Origin of the sequence: Candidatus Ruminimicrobium bovinum (assembly GCF_902760015.1) — a bacterium.
GTDB lineage: Bacteria > Elusimicrobiota > Endomicrobiia > Endomicrobiales > Endomicrobiaceae > Ruminimicrobium > Ruminimicrobium bovinum.
Window position 1 is genome coordinate 1 of sequence record NZ_CACWEU010000092.1, and the last position, 17,651, is coordinate 17,651.

A 17,651-nucleotide genomic window follows, 5' to 3' on the forward strand; every position below is an offset into this window, starting at 1 on the left:
AAAATAAATATTTATTGTCTCGAAAAATTTTTATAAAATTTTTGACAAAATAAAAAATATATAATTAAATATTATCCGTGAGTTAAACAAACTCAAAAAAAAGTTTGCTTTGCAAACTGTAAAACAAGGAGTAGAAGTAAATGGCACAAGGTAAAGTAAAATGGTTTAACGACCAAAAAGGTTACGGATTCATTTCTAACAACGATGGTTCCGGAGATGTTTTCGCACATTATTCAGCAGTTTTAGCAGAAGGTTTTAAATCTCTTGCTGAAGGTGACAATGTTGAATTTGATGTTGTAGATTCAGACAAAGGCCCTAAAGCAGCTAACATAAAGAAAATATAATTAATTATATTAGCTAGCAAAAAAATGCTCTGTTTATTAAATAAACAGAGCATTTTTTATTTGTGTTAATTTTATCTTTTAAAGAATATATTTTTTTATAAGTTCCGCCATTTCTTTTTCCGTTAAAGGGTTTACTCTGTCGGTGGAAAATTGTTTATCTATTTCTTCTTTTATTTTTGCTATTCCCGGATGAGATTTGTCTATTTTTTCATCACTGTCTTTGAATTTAGGATGTTTTGTATTTATCCAATAAGCAATACCTGCGAGTCCGGCACGGTCGGTAATTGCAACTTCCGGAGGTCTGTTTAATATTGCTTTGGTATCAAAAACATTATATATTTCCTGTTCTTTTAATAAACCGTCTGCATGAATACCCGCCCTTGTACTGTTAAAATGTGCTCCCACAAAGGGCTGCATATTCGGAATATCGTATTTGAGTTCTTCTTTAAAATACTTTGCAATTTCTGTTATTGCCGACAAATCCATTCCGTTATGATCTCCTCTGAAAGCGATATATTCTATTGCCAATGCTTCTATGGGAGTGTTGCCGGTTCTTTCGCCTATTCCGAGCAATGTTCCGTTAATTCCGGAACATCCGTAAAGCCAGGCAAAAGTGGAATTTGTTAATGCCCTGTAAAAATCGTTATGTCCGTGCCATTCAAGCCATTCGGAAGGGACACCCGCGTGATGTGTTAATCCGTACATTATTCCGTTAACATTTCTCGGTAATGCAACTCCGGGATATGCAACTCCAAACCCCAATGTATCACATGCTCTTATTTTTACAGGCATATTTGCCTGCTTTGAAAGTTTCATTAATTCTTTTGCAAAAGGTATAACAAAACCGTAAAAATCCGCTCTTGTAATATCTTCAAAATGACATCTCGGCACAATCCCTTCGTCAAGTGCCGCTTTAACTATATCAAGATACATGTCCAATGCTTGTCTTCTGTTCTTTTTTAATTTTAAAAATATGTGATAATCCGAACATGATGTTAAAATTCCGGTCTCTTTTATTCCCATTTCCTTAACTAATTTGAAATCATTTTTATTTGCTCTTATCCAAGAAGTAATTTGAGGGAATTCATAACCTTTTTCCTGACATTTTCTAACGGCTTCTTTGTCTTTATCGGAATACAGAAAAAATTCCGTCTGTCTTATCATACCGTTGGGACCGCCGAGTTTATGCATTAATTCAAACAAATTGACAATTTGTTTTACCGTAAACGGCGGAAATGCCTGCTGCCCGTCTCTGAAAGTTGTATCTGTCATCCAAATATTTTCCGGAGGATTCATCGGGACAACGGTATTGTTAAATGCAATTTTAGGAATATCCGTATATGAAAAAGTTTCTCTTAATAAGTTAGGTTCTTTTACATCTTGCAGTTCAAATTTATATTCTTCCGGCTCAAGCATTTTTTTATTTTTATTATAAATCAACATTGGTAACCTCCCATAAAAAAGAATCAAAACTAATTATAATATATTTGAATTTTTTATACAATAAAAAATCCCTTTTTATTCCCAAATTTTAAATTTTCAGATCTTCTAATCTTACAAATTACTGCATTGCGGAGCAATTTTTAATTTTATATAATAAACCGTTATGTTTATGTTGTTAGTTTAAGGAGGAAGTAAAAGATGATAATAACATTAAAGCGAAAAGCCACAAAACAGGAAGAAAAAAAAGTTGTAGATAAGATAAAAAAATTGGGCTACATTCCTCATATTTCAAAAGGTGTTGATATCACGATTATAGGTATGGTCGGTGAATTTGCGGAAAAATATAAAGAAACATTTGAATCCATGGAAGAAGTTGACCATATAAGCGAAATAGAAAAACCTTATAAACTTGCTTCAAGGGAATTTAAAACCGAAAATACCGTTATAAAACTTCCTTACGGAATAGAAATAGGCGGGACAAAAGTTCCGGTTATTGCAGGACCGTGTGCAATTGAAAGTAAATCGGTTTTACTTGAAACGGCTAAAATAGTTAAAGCTGCCGGCGGCACAATTTTAAGAGGCGGTGCATTTAAACCGAGGTCTTCACCGTATTCGTTTCAAGGGTTGGGAGAAAGAGGTTTGAAATATATGAAGGAAGTCGGCGAAAAATTACAAATGCCAACCATAAGTGAAGCTATGTCGGTTGAAGAAGTTCCTTTGGTTTCAAAATATTGCGATATAGTTCAAATAGGTGCAAGAAACGTTCAAAATTACGATTTGTTAAAGGCATGCGGAAAACAAAAAAAACCCGTTCTTTTAAAAAGAGGCATGGCAACTACAATAAAAGAGTGGCTGCTTTCTGCCGAATACATTTTGGCACAGGGTAATTATAATGTTATGCTTTGTGAAAGAGGTATAAGAACATTTGAAACGGCAACAAGGTTTACACTTGATTTGAATGCAATTCCGGTAGTAAAAAAATTAACTCATTTACCCGTTGTGCTTGACCCTTCTCACGGTATAGGTATAAGGGAACATGTCCCTTCAATGGCAAAAGCATGTTTGGCGGTTGGCGCCGATGCTATTGCCATAGAAATTCATCCCCGTCCCGAAGAAGCACTTTCCGACGGAGCACAAAGTCTTTTGCCTGCGCAATATAATAAATTGATGGAAGAACTTAAAGTTTTGGCAAAAGCATTGGGAAGGGAAATTTAATGGAAGTTACCAAACCTATCGTGGCTGTTATCGGTGTCGGTTTAATGGGCGGCTCTTTGGGTATGGCATTAAGGTTACGAAAATATAAGGTAATAGGTATCGGAAGAAATTTAAAAAAATTGCAAATTGCAAAAAAAACAGGTGCCGTTGATTTTTTTTATACCGATATGAAATATGCGGCAAATGCAAATATTATAGTTATATGTTTACCTGTTAATAAGATAGTCGAAACTTATAAAGAATTGATAAAATTTGTTTCAAATAAAACAATTATTTGCGATATAGGCAGTACAAAATATACAATAACAAAAAAAATAAAACAGATTATAGGAAAAAATAAAAATTATCCTTATTTTGTCGGTTGCCATCCCATGACCGGGACGGAAAAAAGCGGAATAACAAATGCCGTAAATGAATTATATACTAAAAAAACTGTCGTTATAACGGATAAAAAAGAAAATAAAAAAATAAAACCCGTTGTTAAAATGTGGAAAGACGTAGGTTGTAATATTGCTTTTATGTCACCGGAAAAACACGACGAGCTGGTTGCGTTTACAAGCCATTTGCCGCATATAATTGCTTTTTCTTTTTATAAGATATTCAAAGATAAGTTAAAAAATAATTCTCAAATAAAAGCAGTTACGGCAGGTTCTTTTGAAAGTATTACAAGGGTTGCAAAATCATCATCGGATATTTGGTTGCCGATAATCGAAAATAATACAAAAAATTTAAAGAAAGTTGTTGACGAATTTTGTAATCAACTGAATTTGTTTTCAAAAAATTTTAAAAATAAAAATAAATTGAAAAATTTAATAGATAAAAGTGTAAGAAATGATACTAAATAAAGTAAATAAATTGGAAGGAACAATAACGGTTCCTGCAGATAAATCAATCACACACAGGGCTGTGATGTTTGCAAGTTTGGCAGACGGCATTTCTTATATAAATAATTATTTACCGTCGCAGGATTGTTTTTCAACTTTAAATATTTTCAAACAACTCGGTGTTGATATTGAACAGACCGCCAATTTGCTTACAGTCAAAGGAGCAGGGCTTCACGGCTTAAAATGTCCCGACGGATATTTAAATGCAAATAATTCCGGAACAACAACAAGGTTGCTTTCGGGTATTTTATCCGGCCAAAATTTTTCATCGACAATTATAGGCGATGAAAGTTTATCATTAAGACCTATGAAAAGGATTATAACTCCTTTAAGGCAAATGGGTGCCGATATTTATGCAAAAGATGATAATTATCTGCCCGTAAATATAAAAGGTAACGGAAGTTTACGGGCAATAAATTATAAAAGTTCAATTTCAAGTGCACAGGTAAAAAGCTGTGTGTTACTTGCCGGCTTATATGCGGACGGTCAAACTTTTTACAGCGAACCGGAAAAATCAAGAGATCATACCGAAACAATGTTAAAAGCTTTCGGTGCGGATATTTCCGTTGATAATTTAACTGTCGGTATTAAAAAATGCGATAAATTATTTGCACAGGAAATTTTTGTTCCCGCAGATATTTCATCTGCAGCATTTTTTATCGTTGCCGGTATTATAGTTAAAAATTCTCATGTTATAATTAAACAGGTTAATATAAATAAAACAAGAAGCGGAATAATTACCGTTTTAAAAAATATGGGTGCCGATATAAAAATATCAAACATAAAAGAAATTTCAGGTGAACCGGTTGCCGATATTGAAGTTAAAAGTTCTTCTTTACATTCTACAAATATAGACGGGAAATTAATACCTTCTTTGGTTGACGAAATTCCTATAATTGCTTTAGCTGCAACACAGGCAGAAGGTGTTACAGAAATTTCGGGAGCCCAAGAATTAAGGGTTAAAGAAAGCGACCGGTTAAAATTAATTGCAACTCAATTAAATAAAATGGGTGCAAATATAGAAGAAAAACAGGACGGACTTATTATAAAAGGTCCTTCAAAATTAAAAGGATGTTCCGTTGAAACGTCAAAGGATCACAGAATGGCTATGATGTTATCGATTGCGGCACTTTGTGCCGACGGGCAAACGACGGTTGAAGATTCGGCTTGTGTCGGTATTTCTTTTTCAAATTTTTATGGTGTGTTAAAACAAATATGCAAATAAAACAAGAAAGCGGTTATCTTTATTATTTGGGAAGGTTTTTATTTAAGTGGTTTTTTATTATAATTTACAGGTGTAAAGCATATGGAAGCCAAAATATACCGGAAGATACGGGCTTAATTATTGCACCAAATCATTCGAGTTATTTTGACCCGCCCATGGCAGGTTGTTTTATGAAGCGTGATTTGTTTTTTATGGCAAAAGAAGAATTGTTTTCCATGCCTGTTTTGGGCTTTTGTATAAAAAGAACAAATGCTTTTCCGGTAAAAAGAGGAAAGCAGGATATGTCCGCTTTTAGAAATGCCTTCGGACTTTTGAAAAATAAAAGGGCTCTTTTGGTTTTTCCCGAAGGAACAAGGTCTAAAGACGGTAAGTTGGGTAAAGCAAGACCTGGTGTCGGTATGATTGCCTGTAATGCACAAGTTCCTGTTATTCCGGTAAAAATTACAAATACAAATAAAATGTTTAAATTGAAAAAACTCAGTATAGTTTACGGAAAACCTTTATATCCTCCAAAAGAGTATAAAAAAGATGATTATTTGAAGTTTTCACAAAAAGTTTTGGATGAAATAAAAAAGTTATGAAGATTATAAAAATTGCCGAAAGTTCCGGCTTTTGTTTTGGTGTTCGTCGTGCAATAGAACTTGCGGAAAAAGTTTCGCAGGAAAGCGATAATGTTTATACGTTTGGCCCTTTAATTCATAACCCTCAGGAAGTTGAAAGGTTAAATAAAAAAGGAATAGAGGTAATAAATGATTATTCAAAAATACAAGACGGAATTCTTGTATTAAGAACACACGGTATTGAACTTAATGTTTACAATAAATTATCGGAAAATAAAAAACTGAAAATTATAGATGCAACTTGTCCTTTTGTAAAAAGAGCACAGGATATAGTTAAAGAATTAAGTGATATAAGTCAACAAATAGTAATTGTCGGTGAGAAAACTCATCCTGAAGTTGTTGCTCTTGTTTCTTACGGTAAAGGTAAATGTATAGTTGTTGAAAATAAAAATGATATAGAAAAAGTAAAAAAAACTGATATAATCTATATTGTCAGTCAAACTACACAAAGTCCGAAAAATTTTGATGATATAGTTAAAGAAATTGCTAAAATATCAAAGGTTAAAATATATAATACTATTTGTAAAGCCACGTTTGACAGGCAAAGTTCCGCTGAAAAGCTTGCAAAAAGTGTGGATATTATGATAGTGATAGGCGGTAAAAATTCAGGTAACACAAGAAGATTATTTCAAATTTGTTCAAGTGCAGTTGAAACTTATCACATAGAAAGCGGTGATGAAATAAAAAACGATTGGTTTACAAATAAACAAAAAATAGGTATAACAGCCGGTGCATCGACACCTGATTGGATAATAAAAAATATAAAAAATAAAATAGAAAAAATAATTCTATAAAATATAAAGTAAAAGGAGACGATCGTGGAACAGAATAACAATTCGGATAATTTAACTAAATTTGAAGATGCTGAAAATATCAGTATGGAGGATTTGTTAAAGCAGGAAGATACAAAATTTAATAAAGGCGACATTATTTCGGTAGTGATTGTTGCCGAAAATGAAGATGATTTTTTAGTTGATTTGGGCTTAAAATCGGAAGGTTCCATACATAAATCTGAATTTTTAAACGGACAGATACCGCAGGAATTAAAAGTCGGTGCAACCGTTAAAGTTTTTGTTAAAAGAACTTATCCTAAGATAGAACTTTCATACAGAGAAGTTATAGAAAAAACTGCTTGGGATAAATTGGAAGAATCTTTTAAAAATAAAAAAAACGTTTCTGGTAAAATAGAAAAAACGGTTAAAGGCGGTTTTTTGGTAAATGTAGGCGTATACGGCTTTTTACATATTTCCCAAGTTGATACCAATTTTATAAAAGATGCCGAAAAGTTTATAGGTAAAACTTTTGATTTTGCAATAACCGAATTTGACAGAAACGATAAAAAAATTGTTTTATCCAGAAGAAAAATATTGGAAGATGAAAAATTAGCAAAGAAACAAAAAGCATTAAACAGTTTGTCAGAAGGGCAAATTATAGACGGTAAAGTAGTCAGAATTACGAAATTCGGCGCATTTGTCGACTTGGGTGGTATTGACGGGCTTTTACATATAGGTGAACTTGCCTGGTATAAAGTAAAAAAAGTAGAAGATTTATTGAAAGTTGGACAAATAATAAGAGTTAGTGTTTTAAAAGTAGATAGAGAAAATGAAAAAATTTCTTTAAGCATGAAACAGTTAGCGGTTAATCCGTGGGACAGTGCGGCGGAAAAATATTTGGTAGGTTTGATTTTAAAAGGTAAAGTTACATCCGTTATGGCTTACGGTGCTTTTGTTGAATTGGAAAAAGGTGTTGAAGGGCTGTTGCATGCTTCCGAATATGCTTGGAACGACAGTGAATATTTGTTCAAAAAAGAAGTTACCGTAGGCAAAGAATTGGAAGTTAAAATTATAGAATTTGATAAAGAAAATAAAAAAATATCGCTTTCCGTAAAACAAATGCATGAAAATCCTTGGGCAACTTTGGCAAGGCATTATGTTCCCGGAACAAAAGTAAAAGGTATTGTGAAAAATATTACACCGTTCGGTGCATTTGTAAAATTACCGGAAGGTATAGAAGGGCTTATTCATGTAAATGATTTTTCATGGCTTAAGGGTGTTAAACATCCGGAAGACGTAGTTAAAAAAGGACAGGAAGTTGAAGCTGTTGTCTTATCGGTAAATACACAAAGTGAAAAAATTGCATTGTCAATAAAACATTTAACCGAAGATCCTTACAAAAAATATAAATTAGGAACGGTTGTTAAAGGAAAAGTTGTAAGGGTTACTGATTTCGGCGCTTTTGTTGAACTTGAAAAAGGTATAGAAGCATTGCTTAAAAAAACGGAATTATCTTTTGAAAACAGAAATCAGGAACTTCCTCAGGCGGGTCAGGAAGTGGAAGGCAGTATTATTAAAGTCGATTTAAAAGAAAGAAAATTGGAAATGTCTATAAGAAAATATGAAAAAAACCAAGAAAGAGAATTAATAAAAAAATTCTCATCTAACGATGAAAAACCTACATTAGGTGATATTTTACAGGAAGAGGAATAAATTTTTAAGTGATAGATTTTTTTAACGGAATATTATCGTATAAAACTTTAAATACTGCTGTTGTGGAAATTTCGGGAATAGGTTATAGTGTAGCAATAACTTCCGATACTTTTAACAAATTGCCTTCTGACGGTAGTCCGGTAAAACTTTATGTTATAGAATCAACCGGTATGTATGGCGGTGTAATTTCTTATTACGGCTTTTTATCAAAGCAGGAAAGAGAAATGTTTGTTTTGATAAAGGATGAAGTTCCTGCAACAGGTGCAAAAAAAGCAATGGAGTATCTTGATAAAATATCAAAGTCACTTGCCGATTTTAAAGCGGCGGTAATAAAAAGAGATGTTTCAATGTTAAGCGGAATATTCGGTTTTACAAAAAAGACATCCGAAAAATTGGTGGCGGCATTAAAAGATAAGATAGCAAATGTTTCCGTTAACGATTTACAAAAATGGAGTAATATTACAGGCAATTCTTCATCGTCTGAAGCCGTTGCCGGGCTTATTGCATTAGGTTATAAAGAAACAAATGCAAGAGAAACCGTCCATAAAATATTGACGGAAAACAAAGATTTATCTGTTGAACAAATAATAACTGAAGCTTTGAAATATTTATAAGAGATAGATTATGGAAGAAACAAGAATAATAGACCCTGAAAATTCATCACCCGAAGAAAAACTTGAAAATTCTTTAAGGCCGAAATATCTTGATGAATTTATAGGTCAGCAAAAACTTAAAAATAATTTAAAGGTTTTTATCGAGGCATCAAAAAAAAGAAACGAACCTTTGGACCATTGTTTGTTTTATGCTCCGCCCGGGCTTGGTAAAACTACACTTGCACATATTATTTCAAAAGAAATGGGCGGTAATTTAAGAACAACATCCGGCCCCGTTCTTGAAAGAGTCGGAGATTTGGCTGCGATATTAACCAACCTTTCCGAAGGAGATGTTTTTTTTATAGATGAAATTCACAGAATGAACCATTTGGTTGAAGAAGCACTGTATCCTGCAATGGAAGATTTTGAACTTGATATAATTATCGGGCAGGGGCCTTCTGCAAAAACAATAAAACTTCCCGTTCCAAAATTTACATTGATAGGTGCCACAACAAGGGCAGGTATGTTATCAAGTCCTTTAAGAGACAGGTTCGGTATAATAGAACATTTAAATTATTATACTACCGAAGAACTTGTTAAAATAGTTAAAAGGTCAAGCTCCATAATTAATGTTCAAACAGATGAACAGGGTGCACTTGAAATTGCAAGAAGGTCAAGGGGCACGCCGAGAATTGTCAACAGATTATTAAAAAGAGTTCGTGATTTTGCCGAAATAAAAACGGGCGGTATTATCAATAAACAAATTGCAAAAGAAGGGCTTGATGCTTTGGGAATAGATGATATCGGGCTTGATAAAATGGACAGACTTCTTTTGACGACGATGATAGAAAAATTTTCAGGCGGTCCCGTCGGGCTTGATACTATGGCTGTTTCGGTTTCCGAAGATGCCGATACGATATCGGATGTTTATGAACCTTATCTTATACAATTAGGTTTTATTGCAAGAACACCGAGAGGAAGAATTGTTACCGATTTGGCATATAAACATTTAAATATACCTTTACCTAAACAAACTAATAATCAAAGAGATTTGTTCTAAATGGAAAAAATTTTATTGCATACATGTTGTGCTCCGTGCAGTGCATCAATAATAACATTACTGCAAAATTATCAAATTGTAAGTTTATGGTTTAACCCGAATATTTACCCTAAAACCGAACATTTGTTAAGGTATGAAACCTGGCAAAATTATATGAAGTTATTAAATATTGAAACAATTGAAGTTAAAGCCGACTGGCTTGATGATGAAAGCTTATATGGAAAATTTTGGCTTGACGATGCCGTTCAATGTGAAATGGGAAGATGTTATTATTGTTATTTAAAAAGGTTGGAAAAAACTACGGAAATTGCCAAAAAAAACAATATAAAAAATTTTACTACATCACTTCTTTCAAGTCCTTATCAAAAACATGATACCATTATTGAAATTTCAAAAAATTTGGCAAAAGAAAATAATTTGAATTTTGTTTATGTTGACCCGAGAAAAATTTTTTATAACGGTGTTAATTCCGTAAAGAAATTAGGATTATACAGCCAAAAATACTGCGGCTGCAAACTGAGCATGCGTTAGAAGATTGAAGACAAAATGAAAAAAATAATAAATTTTTTCAAGACCAATTTAGGTTTCTTGGTATTAATAACAATAATTGTTTTGTTGCTTTACGGTAAAAGTATAAATTACCAACTTCTTGATTTGGATGATACGAAATCCATAAATCAAAATATAGAGTTTATATCAAATTACAAAAATCTTCCTAAAATATTTTTTAAAGATTGTTATTTTGATAATATTCATTCTTATTACAGACCGGTTTTACTTCTTTCGTTTGCAATTACGGCTGTTTTTTTTCAAGAAAATCCAAAACCGTATCATTTTACAAATCTTGTTTTATTCATATTTACATTCTATTTAATGTATTTATTACTTTTGAAATTAAATTTTAACGAAGAAATTTTAAAGCTTATTTTTATTTTGTTTTTGATTCACCCGATATTTACTTCAAATGCAGTCTATATCTCGCCAAGAGCGGAAATGCTTCTTTTAATTTTTTCTTTGTTGTCAATTATGAATTTAATTGATTTTTTAAAAGAAAATAAAAGATTGAATCTTTTGATGACCGTAATATTTTTTTTATTTGCTGTTTTTGCAAAAGAAACCGGAATTATGCTAATTCCCATATATATGGCTGTTATTTATTGTTTCAATTTTAAAATATCAAAGAAGCAACTTATATATTTATGCTGTTTATTGATATTTCCTGTTATTATTTATTTTTATTTAAGGAGTATTTCCGTCCCGAAAATAGAGGATGTTATTAAATTGGAAAATTTTTACTTCTATATTGAAAATATGGTTTCCGGTTTGATAATTTATTTGTATAAAATATTTATTCCTGATAATATTGCGGTAATATTGGGAAAAACAGATATAAAAATATCATATATTATTTTTGATGTTTTATTGTGTTTGTTTCTGTTTTATTTGTTTTATAAAGAAATATTGAACAGGAAAATTGTTGTTTTTGGTATTGTATGGTTTGTAGTAATGTTATTTCCTACGTTTTTTGTTTCGGATTATCAATTTTTTCCGCATAGAATATTAACGGCATTTTTAGGAATAACGGTAATTTTGGTTTCCGTTGTTGATTTTGTTGTAAAAAAATATCCCGTATCAAAAAAATATTTATTTGTTTTATTTTTAACCATTTTTTGTGTTTATTTCTTTGCATCATATAAACAAGCCGATAAGTATAAAAACTCGGAAATTTTTTGGGGAAATGCTTATTTGGATGCTCCGGAAATGCCGACGGTTTTGGCTTCAATAGGAAAAATATGTATAAAATACGGTGATATTGAAAACGGATATAAGTATTTAAAAAAAGCTGTAATAAAAAATGAATATTATCTGCATATATATGCAAACGATTTGGCAATTGTATTGTTTAAAAAGGGGAATTTAAAAGCGGCGGAAAGAATGCTGTGGTACGGCTTTGCAACATTTTCAACTTATGATGATATAAGCACAATATATACCGAACAGGGAAATTTTGAAAAAGCACTTATGTATGCTAAAGCAGCTTACGAAATTAAACCTTATAAATATAATTTTTTAAAATTAGCAAGGTTATATGCAATGAATAATAATTTTGAATTGGCAAAAGAAATGTTATTAAAAGTTGAAGATAAAGATGATGATAATTATTATGTGTTGGCAATGTTATATGATGATTTAAACGATAAAGAAAATGCAATAAAGTGTATTCGGAAAGCAATAGAATTAAAACCCGACGATAATGAAAAATATTTAAATTTACTTCACAAATTACAAGAATAAATAAATTTGACATAATAAAAAAAAATATATAGAATAAATGAAATAGATAACAGTTAAGTTCTAAGTGTTTCGCAAGTAATCTTAGAAATAAAACCTTAAAAATTAAAAATCTTTTCTAATCAAAAATATGAAAATCAAAAAAGAAATAATAAAAATTTTACAAATAGTATAAACATTTATTTACAGGGGGCTTAATGTCTGCCGAATCTATGGAAATTACCGTATTATCTAAAAAAACAATGGTGGAGCTTGTTAAACTTGCAAAAAGTATGAAGTTGGAAACAATTACGGGTTTAAAAAAGCAGGAACTTATTGCAAAAATTCTCGAAGCGCAAATGAAGGAAAAAGGACAGGTTTATGATGAAGGTGTTTTGGAAATTAAACCGGACGGTTTCGGTTTTTTAAGGTCTGTTGATTATAATTATTTATCAGGTCCTGATGATATTTATATTGCACCTCCTCAAATAAAAAAGTTTGCATTAAGAAAAGGTGATACCGTAGGCGGTTATGTTCGTCCTCCTCAAAACCATGAAAAATATTTTGCGTTACTTAAAATAACGTCGGTAAACGGAGAAGAAAAACTTGATAATATAAGGGAAAGGCCTTTGTTTGATAATTTAACCCCGCTTTATCCTAACGAAAAAATAGTTTTGGAAACTACAACAAATGAAATTTCCACAAGAATAATAGATATGTTTATTCCTATAGGAAAAGGACAAAGAGTTTTACTTAATGCACCTCCTAAAACCGGCAAAACCGTTTTGCTTCAAAAAATAGCAAATGCAATTACAACCAATAACCCGGAAATAATTCTTATGGTTTTATTGATAGATGAAAGGCCGGAAGAAGTTACCGATATGCAAAGGTCGGTAAAAGGGGAAGTCGTTTCATCAACTTTCGATGAACCTGCAGACAGGCATATTCAGGTTGCAGAAATGGTTCTTGAAAAAGCCAAACGGCTTGCCGAACAAGGTAAGGATGTAGTTATTTTACTTGATTCCATAACAAGACTTGCAAGGGCTTACAATGCCACAATGCCTTCAAGCGGAAGGGTGTTATCCGGCGGGCTTGATTCAAATGCATTACAAAAACCTAAAAGATTTTTCGGCGCTGCAAGAAACATCGAAGAAGGCGGAAGTTTAACAATTATAGCAACCGCTTTAATTGAAACAGGCAGCAGAATGGATGATGTTATATTTGAAGAATTTAAAGGAACGGGTAACTGTGAAGTTTATTTGGATAGAAAACTTGCCGAAAGAAGAATATATCCTGCCATAGATTTATTAAGGTCCGGAACCAGAAAAGAAGAATTGTTGCTTACCGAGGATGAAAAAAATAAAATGTGGATAATGAGAAATGTTATGAGCAATATGAACAGTATAGAGGTTATAGAAGAAGTTACAAAAAGAATGAAGGCATCAAAAACAAATAAAGATTTTTATAAACAAATGGAGCTTTCAGGTACAAATTAATAAAATGCTTTGCATTTTGTTAAGGTATAGAAGTATAGCTGTAAAGGTTTGTGGGATTGGTTATTTAAACTATCAGCTGCTCAGCTGAGGATACAAAGTATCCGGCTCAGCTTTTCAGCAAAAAATTGTTTCACAATTTTTTGGAGGAATAAAATGAATGACGATATAAAAGATATTGCAATGAGAATAAGAGATTTAAGAGATATAGCTAACATTTCGCAGGAAAGTTTGGCTAAAGCATTAAATATTGACGTTGAAACTTATGAACAATACGAATCCGGACAAACCGATATTCCTATAGGGATAATTAAAAAAATTGCCGAAAAATTTAAAGTTGAATTTATAACACTTATTACCGGGCAAGAACCGCATTTAAACAGATACAGTGTCGTGAGAAAAGGTAAAGGGGTGGCTGTAGAAAGAAGAAAAGAGTACGATTATCAGGATATAGCTTACGGATTTACTGGTAAGAAAGCCCAGATATTTTTGGTTACCGCAAAAGACAGAACGAACGAAAAAGAACTTACTCCGTATTCTCATGACGGACATGAATTTGATTATGTTTTGGAAGGAACTTTAAAAGTTCATCTTGACGGTAAAGAAATAATTTTGGAAGAAGGCGACAGCTTATATTTCGATTCAAATTGCAAACATTATATGACAGCCGTAGACGGTAAAGTGACAAAATTTATAGCAATAGTCTTTTAAAAATTTGCTTTGCAAATTTTTAGCTTAGAGTTTGAGGACTGAGAGATGAAAAGTTTTTTACATCGTAGCTTTAAGGAGAAATATAGATGATACTTGATAAATATGCAAGACGGGATTTTACATCTTACGAAGATTTTTTTGAAAATTTTAAAATAAATGTTCCTGAAAATTTTAATTTCGGTTTTGATGTTGTTGATGCAACCGCAGACGAAGAACCTAACAAAAAAGCTCTTATATGGTGCAATGAACACGGTGAAAACAGAATTTTTACTTTTTCGGATATGAAAAAGCAAACGAATAAAGCCGTTAACTTTTTTAAATCTTTAGGTGTTAAAAAAGGCGACTTTGTTATGCTTATATTAAAAAGAAGGTTTGAATATTGGATAAGTTTGGTTGCATTGCATAAACTCGGTGCCGTAGCAATACCGGCAACTCATTTGTTGAAAGAAAAAGATATTTCTTACAGAGTAAATGCTGCAGATGTTAAAATGATAATAGCCGTAGATTTTTCCGATTTGTTACAAAGAATAGATAATTGTCAAAAAGATTGTCCCACACTTAAACATAAAGTTGTTGTTGCAGGTAAAAGAGACGGTTGGTATAATTTTACGGAAGAAGTTGAAAAGCAATCCGATATATTTGAAAGACCGACAGGTGCTGATGCAACACATAACGATGATAAAATGTTAATTTACTTTACTTCGGGAACTACAAGTTTGCCTAAAATGGCATTACACGATTTTACTTATCCGTTAGGCCATATTTTAACCGCTAAATTCTGGCAAAATGTAGAAGAAAACGGTTGTCATTTAACACTTGCCGATACAGGTTGGGCAAAAGCCGCATGGGGAAAAATTTACGGGCAATGGATTTCCGGTTGTGCCGTATTTGTTTATGATTTTGATAAATTTCATCCGACGGATGTGTTGGATATTATTTCAAAACACAATATTACTTCATTTTGCGGGCCTGCAACAGTTTACAGATTTTTGATTAAGGAAGATTTATCCAAATATGATTTTTCAAAGTTAAAATATTGCTGTGTGGCGGGGGAAGCTTTAAACCCTGAAGTGTTTAATAAGTGGGAAAAACTTACCGGCCATAAAATTATGGAAGGTTTCGGACAAAGTGAAGGTCCTATTTTGGTAGGAAATTTTGTATGGATTAAACCTAAACCCGGTTCAATGGGAAAACCTTCTCCAACATTCAATATAGATATAGTTGATGATAACGGTAACCCTTGCGAAGACGGTAAAGAAGGTAACCTTATAGTTAGAATGCCCGACGGTAAAAAACCTACCGGACTTTTCTGCGGTTATTATAAAAGCCCCGATAAAACAAAAGAAGTATGGCACGATAATATGTATTTTACGGGAGATGTTGTTTATAAAGACGAAGACGGATATTTTTGGTTTGTGGGAAGAGCCGATGATGTTATAAAAAGCTCCGGTTACAGAATAGGACCTTTTGAAGTAGAAAGTGCATTAATGGAACATCCTGCCGTTTTGGAATGTGCAATAACTGCAGTTCCCGACCCTGTTAGAGGGCAAGTTGTTAAAGCAACAATAGTTTTGGCAAAAGGTTATCATCCGAGTGATTCTTTGGTCGTAGAATTACAAAACCATGTAAAAACGGTTACGGCTCCTTATAAATATCCCAGAGTAGTTGAATTTGTTAAAGATTTGCCTAAAACGATAAGCGGTAAAATAAGAAAAGTTGCAATAAGGCAAGCCGACGAACAAAAACACAAACAATAACAAAATGCTTTGCATTTTGTTGAGGTCAAGATGTATAGAATGATAGATGAATAACAGCAAAACATCAATAACAAATAACAAAGATGTCATTGCGAACGAATATGAAGTAATCCAGTGTCGTTGCCTTTTCAGTACATCCGTTCATCCATACATCAATACTTCAAAAATTTGCTTTGCAAATTTTTAAATAGGTTTCAAGTGTAAGTTTATCCGGGCGCAGCATTATATCAATGCCAAGTCCGGATAATATTTTTTCAGCTTCATATTTATCTTTTTTAATAAAAGAGGTTAAGCAGTTAAGTATTGTTTTTCTTCTCATAGAAAAACAATGTTTTATTAACGGAAATAAGTTTGTATCGGGATCTTGCGGAAATTTATTAACAAGTTTTGCTACCGCCGACATTACTTTTGGTTTTGGGTTGAAACACCCCGGCGGAACATCAAATAAAAATTTTGCATCGGAATAATATTGCCTAAATAATGAAATATATCCGTAATCTTTATTGCCTTCATTACTGATAAGCCGTGTGATAACATCTTTTTGTAACATTATAACCGCACTTATAAAATTTTTATTCGGCAGAAATTTTTGAACTATTGCCGTTCCGACATTATAAGGTAAATTGGCAACAATTTTAAAAGTTGTGTCAGGTAAATCAAATTTTAAAAAATCTTTATTTATTACGGTAATATTTTTATTGTCTTTGTATTTTGTTTGTAAATTGTCCGTTAAATTTTTGTCAATATCAACCGCTATCAAATTATCGGTATAATCTTTTAAAATATCGGTTAATGCCGCTTTACCGGGACCTATTTCTATAACGGTATCGGTTTTTTTTATATCTGCACTTGTCACTATTTTATTTGCAATGTTTGTATCTGTTAAAAAATTTTGTCCGTGCGGTTGTCTCATTCTTTTTCCATAAATTTTTATTAAAACTACGGTATATTATACAAAAAGTTGCCAAAAATAAAAATAAATGCTAAACTTATAATAAGATATTTGTCGGTTTACTAAATTTATGTTAAAAAAATTAAAAGTAATTACTATCGTTATTTCGTTGTTGTTTGTAAATGTATTTGCTAATGCATTTGCAGGGGTATCCGTGTTTGCTTCTTTGAATTTCGGTAATGAAACAATATCAAATATAAATATGGTAAAACAATGCAGTCAAATAGCCATGATGCCTTCAAAATTTGCAGATATGTGTATTGTGTTGGAAAAAGAACTTACAAGTTTCGGCTTTTCCGGCAAAGCTGAAATGTTTATATCAAAACAGATTGTTAATACCGTTAAAGATTTTATTTTATTTGCAAACTGTAGAATAAACAATACTATAAAGTATGTTGCATTTTACGGTGTTAGAAATATAAATAATTTTTCTGTAAATAATTCTTGGGTGTTATTCATGTTTTTAATAATGTTGTCGTTTATTACGGGGTATTTGGGGCTTTTGACGGCAAAAAATAAAATAAATAATATTAATATGTATATAAATGAAATAAAACTCTGTCCGATATTGCAGTAAAAACGGACAGAGTTTTTCTT

Annotated in this window: 17 protein-coding genes; 15 read left to right on the forward strand and 2 right to left on the reverse strand. The window is 32.0% G+C overall.

Translation table 11 applies throughout. From position 1 onward, the window contains the following. Window positions 1-140: 140 nt before the first annotated feature. Window positions 141-344 (forward strand): cold-shock protein, encoded by a 204-nt coding sequence (locus tag ACMUOV_RS03405; RefSeq protein WP_413853692.1) that lies wholly within the window; start codon window positions 141-143, stop codon window positions 342-344. Between the two features lie 78 nt (window positions 345-422). Here the strand turns inward: ACMUOV_RS03405 and ACMUOV_RS03410 are convergent, their stop codons facing one another. After that, entirely contained in the window at window positions 423-1,787 is a 1,365-nt protein-coding gene (locus ACMUOV_RS03410; protein ID WP_413853694.1) for a 2-isopropylmalate synthase, read from the reverse strand. 198 nt (window positions 1,788-1,985) lie between these two features. On the opposite strand from ACMUOV_RS03410, the gene aroF reads away from it, so the two are divergent. The 13 genes from aroF to ACMUOV_RS03475 all read left to right on the forward strand — a co-directional run bounded on the left by aroF (window position 1,986) and on the right by ACMUOV_RS03475 (window position 16,102). Beyond that, a complete protein-coding gene (aroF, locus tag ACMUOV_RS03415; RefSeq protein WP_413853696.1) occupies window positions 1,986-3,002 on the forward strand; it encodes a 3-deoxy-7-phosphoheptulonate synthase in 1,017 nt (338 codons plus the stop codon). Then, complete coding sequence (locus ACMUOV_RS03420) at window positions 3,002-3,847, forward strand: prephenate dehydrogenase (RefSeq protein ID WP_413853698.1); 846 nt, start codon at window positions 3,002-3,004, stop codon at window positions 3,845-3,847. Before aroF ends, ACMUOV_RS03420 begins: the two co-directional genes overlap by 1 nt. Beyond that, the gene (gene aroA, locus ACMUOV_RS03425; RefSeq protein WP_413853699.1) at window positions 3,834-5,111 is read left to right on the forward strand and encodes a 3-phosphoshikimate 1-carboxyvinyltransferase; all 1,278 of its coding nucleotides are present in this window, start codon (window positions 3,834-3,836) and stop codon (window positions 5,109-5,111) included. The genes ACMUOV_RS03420 and aroA overlap by 14 nt, the downstream gene beginning before the upstream one ends. Next, on the forward strand, window positions 5,102-5,692 hold the full coding sequence (locus tag ACMUOV_RS03430) for a lysophospholipid acyltransferase family protein (RefSeq protein WP_413853701.1): 591 nt from the start codon (window positions 5,102-5,104) through the stop codon (window positions 5,690-5,692). The genes aroA and ACMUOV_RS03430 overlap by 10 nt, the downstream gene beginning before the upstream one ends. Next, window positions 5,689-6,525 (forward strand): 4-hydroxy-3-methylbut-2-enyl diphosphate reductase, encoded by an 837-nt coding sequence (locus tag ACMUOV_RS03435; RefSeq protein ID WP_413853703.1) that lies wholly within the window; start codon window positions 5,689-5,691, stop codon window positions 6,523-6,525. Before ACMUOV_RS03430 ends, ACMUOV_RS03435 begins: the two co-directional genes overlap by 4 nt. Window positions 6,526-6,549: 24 nt before the next feature. Then, a complete protein-coding gene (locus tag ACMUOV_RS03440) occupies window positions 6,550-8,217 on the forward strand; it encodes a 30S ribosomal protein S1 (protein WP_413853704.1) in 1,668 nt (555 codons plus the stop codon). An 8-nt stretch (window positions 8,218-8,225) separates the two neighbouring features. Next, a complete protein-coding gene (gene ruvA / locus ACMUOV_RS03445) occupies window positions 8,226-8,831 on the forward strand; it encodes a Holliday junction branch migration protein RuvA (protein ID WP_413853706.1) in 606 nt (201 codons plus the stop codon). A 10-nt stretch (window positions 8,832-8,841) separates the two neighbouring features. Continuing rightward, complete coding sequence (gene ruvB / locus ACMUOV_RS03450) at window positions 8,842-9,870, forward strand: Holliday junction branch migration DNA helicase RuvB (protein ID WP_413853707.1); 1,029 nt, start codon at window positions 8,842-8,844, stop codon at window positions 9,868-9,870. Then, entirely contained in the window at window positions 9,871-10,401 is a 531-nt protein-coding gene (locus tag ACMUOV_RS03455; protein ID WP_413853709.1) for an epoxyqueuosine reductase QueH, read from the forward strand. It abuts the gene before it with no gap. 15 nt (window positions 10,402-10,416) lie between these two features. Next, entirely contained in the window at window positions 10,417-12,165 is a 1,749-nt protein-coding gene (locus ACMUOV_RS03460) for a tetratricopeptide repeat protein (protein ID WP_413853711.1), read from the forward strand. Window positions 12,166-12,374: 209 nt separating this feature from the next. Next, window positions 12,375-13,637 (forward strand): transcription termination factor Rho, encoded by a 1,263-nt coding sequence (gene rho, locus ACMUOV_RS03465; RefSeq protein ID WP_413853720.1) that lies wholly within the window; start codon window positions 12,375-12,377, stop codon window positions 13,635-13,637. A gap of 153 nt (window positions 13,638-13,790) precedes the next feature. Beyond that, window positions 13,791-14,345, forward strand: coding sequence for a helix-turn-helix domain-containing protein (locus ACMUOV_RS03470; protein ID WP_413853713.1), 555 nt, complete (start codon window positions 13,791-13,793; stop codon window positions 14,343-14,345). Between the two features lie 89 nt (window positions 14,346-14,434). Further along, complete coding sequence (locus tag ACMUOV_RS03475) at window positions 14,435-16,102, forward strand: AMP-binding protein (RefSeq protein WP_413853721.1); 1,668 nt, start codon at window positions 14,435-14,437, stop codon at window positions 16,100-16,102. 160 nt (window positions 16,103-16,262) lie between these two features. On the opposite strand, the gene rsmA is transcribed toward ACMUOV_RS03475, so the two are convergent. Then, window positions 16,263-17,015: a 16S rRNA (adenine(1518)-N(6)/adenine(1519)-N(6))-dimethyltransferase RsmA gene (gene rsmA, locus ACMUOV_RS03480; RefSeq protein WP_413853714.1), complete on the reverse strand. Its 753-nt coding sequence runs from the start codon at window positions 17,013-17,015 to the stop codon at window positions 16,263-16,265. Window positions 17,016-17,124: 109 nt separating this feature from the next. Here rsmA and ACMUOV_RS03485 point away from each other — a divergent pair, with 109 nt between their 5' ends. After that, window positions 17,125-17,631 carry a hypothetical protein gene (locus ACMUOV_RS03485; protein ID WP_413853716.1) on the forward strand — a complete coding sequence of 169 codons (507 nt, stop codon included), beginning with the start codon at window positions 17,125-17,127 and terminating at the stop codon, window positions 17,629-17,631. Window positions 17,632-17,651 lie beyond the last annotated feature (20 nt).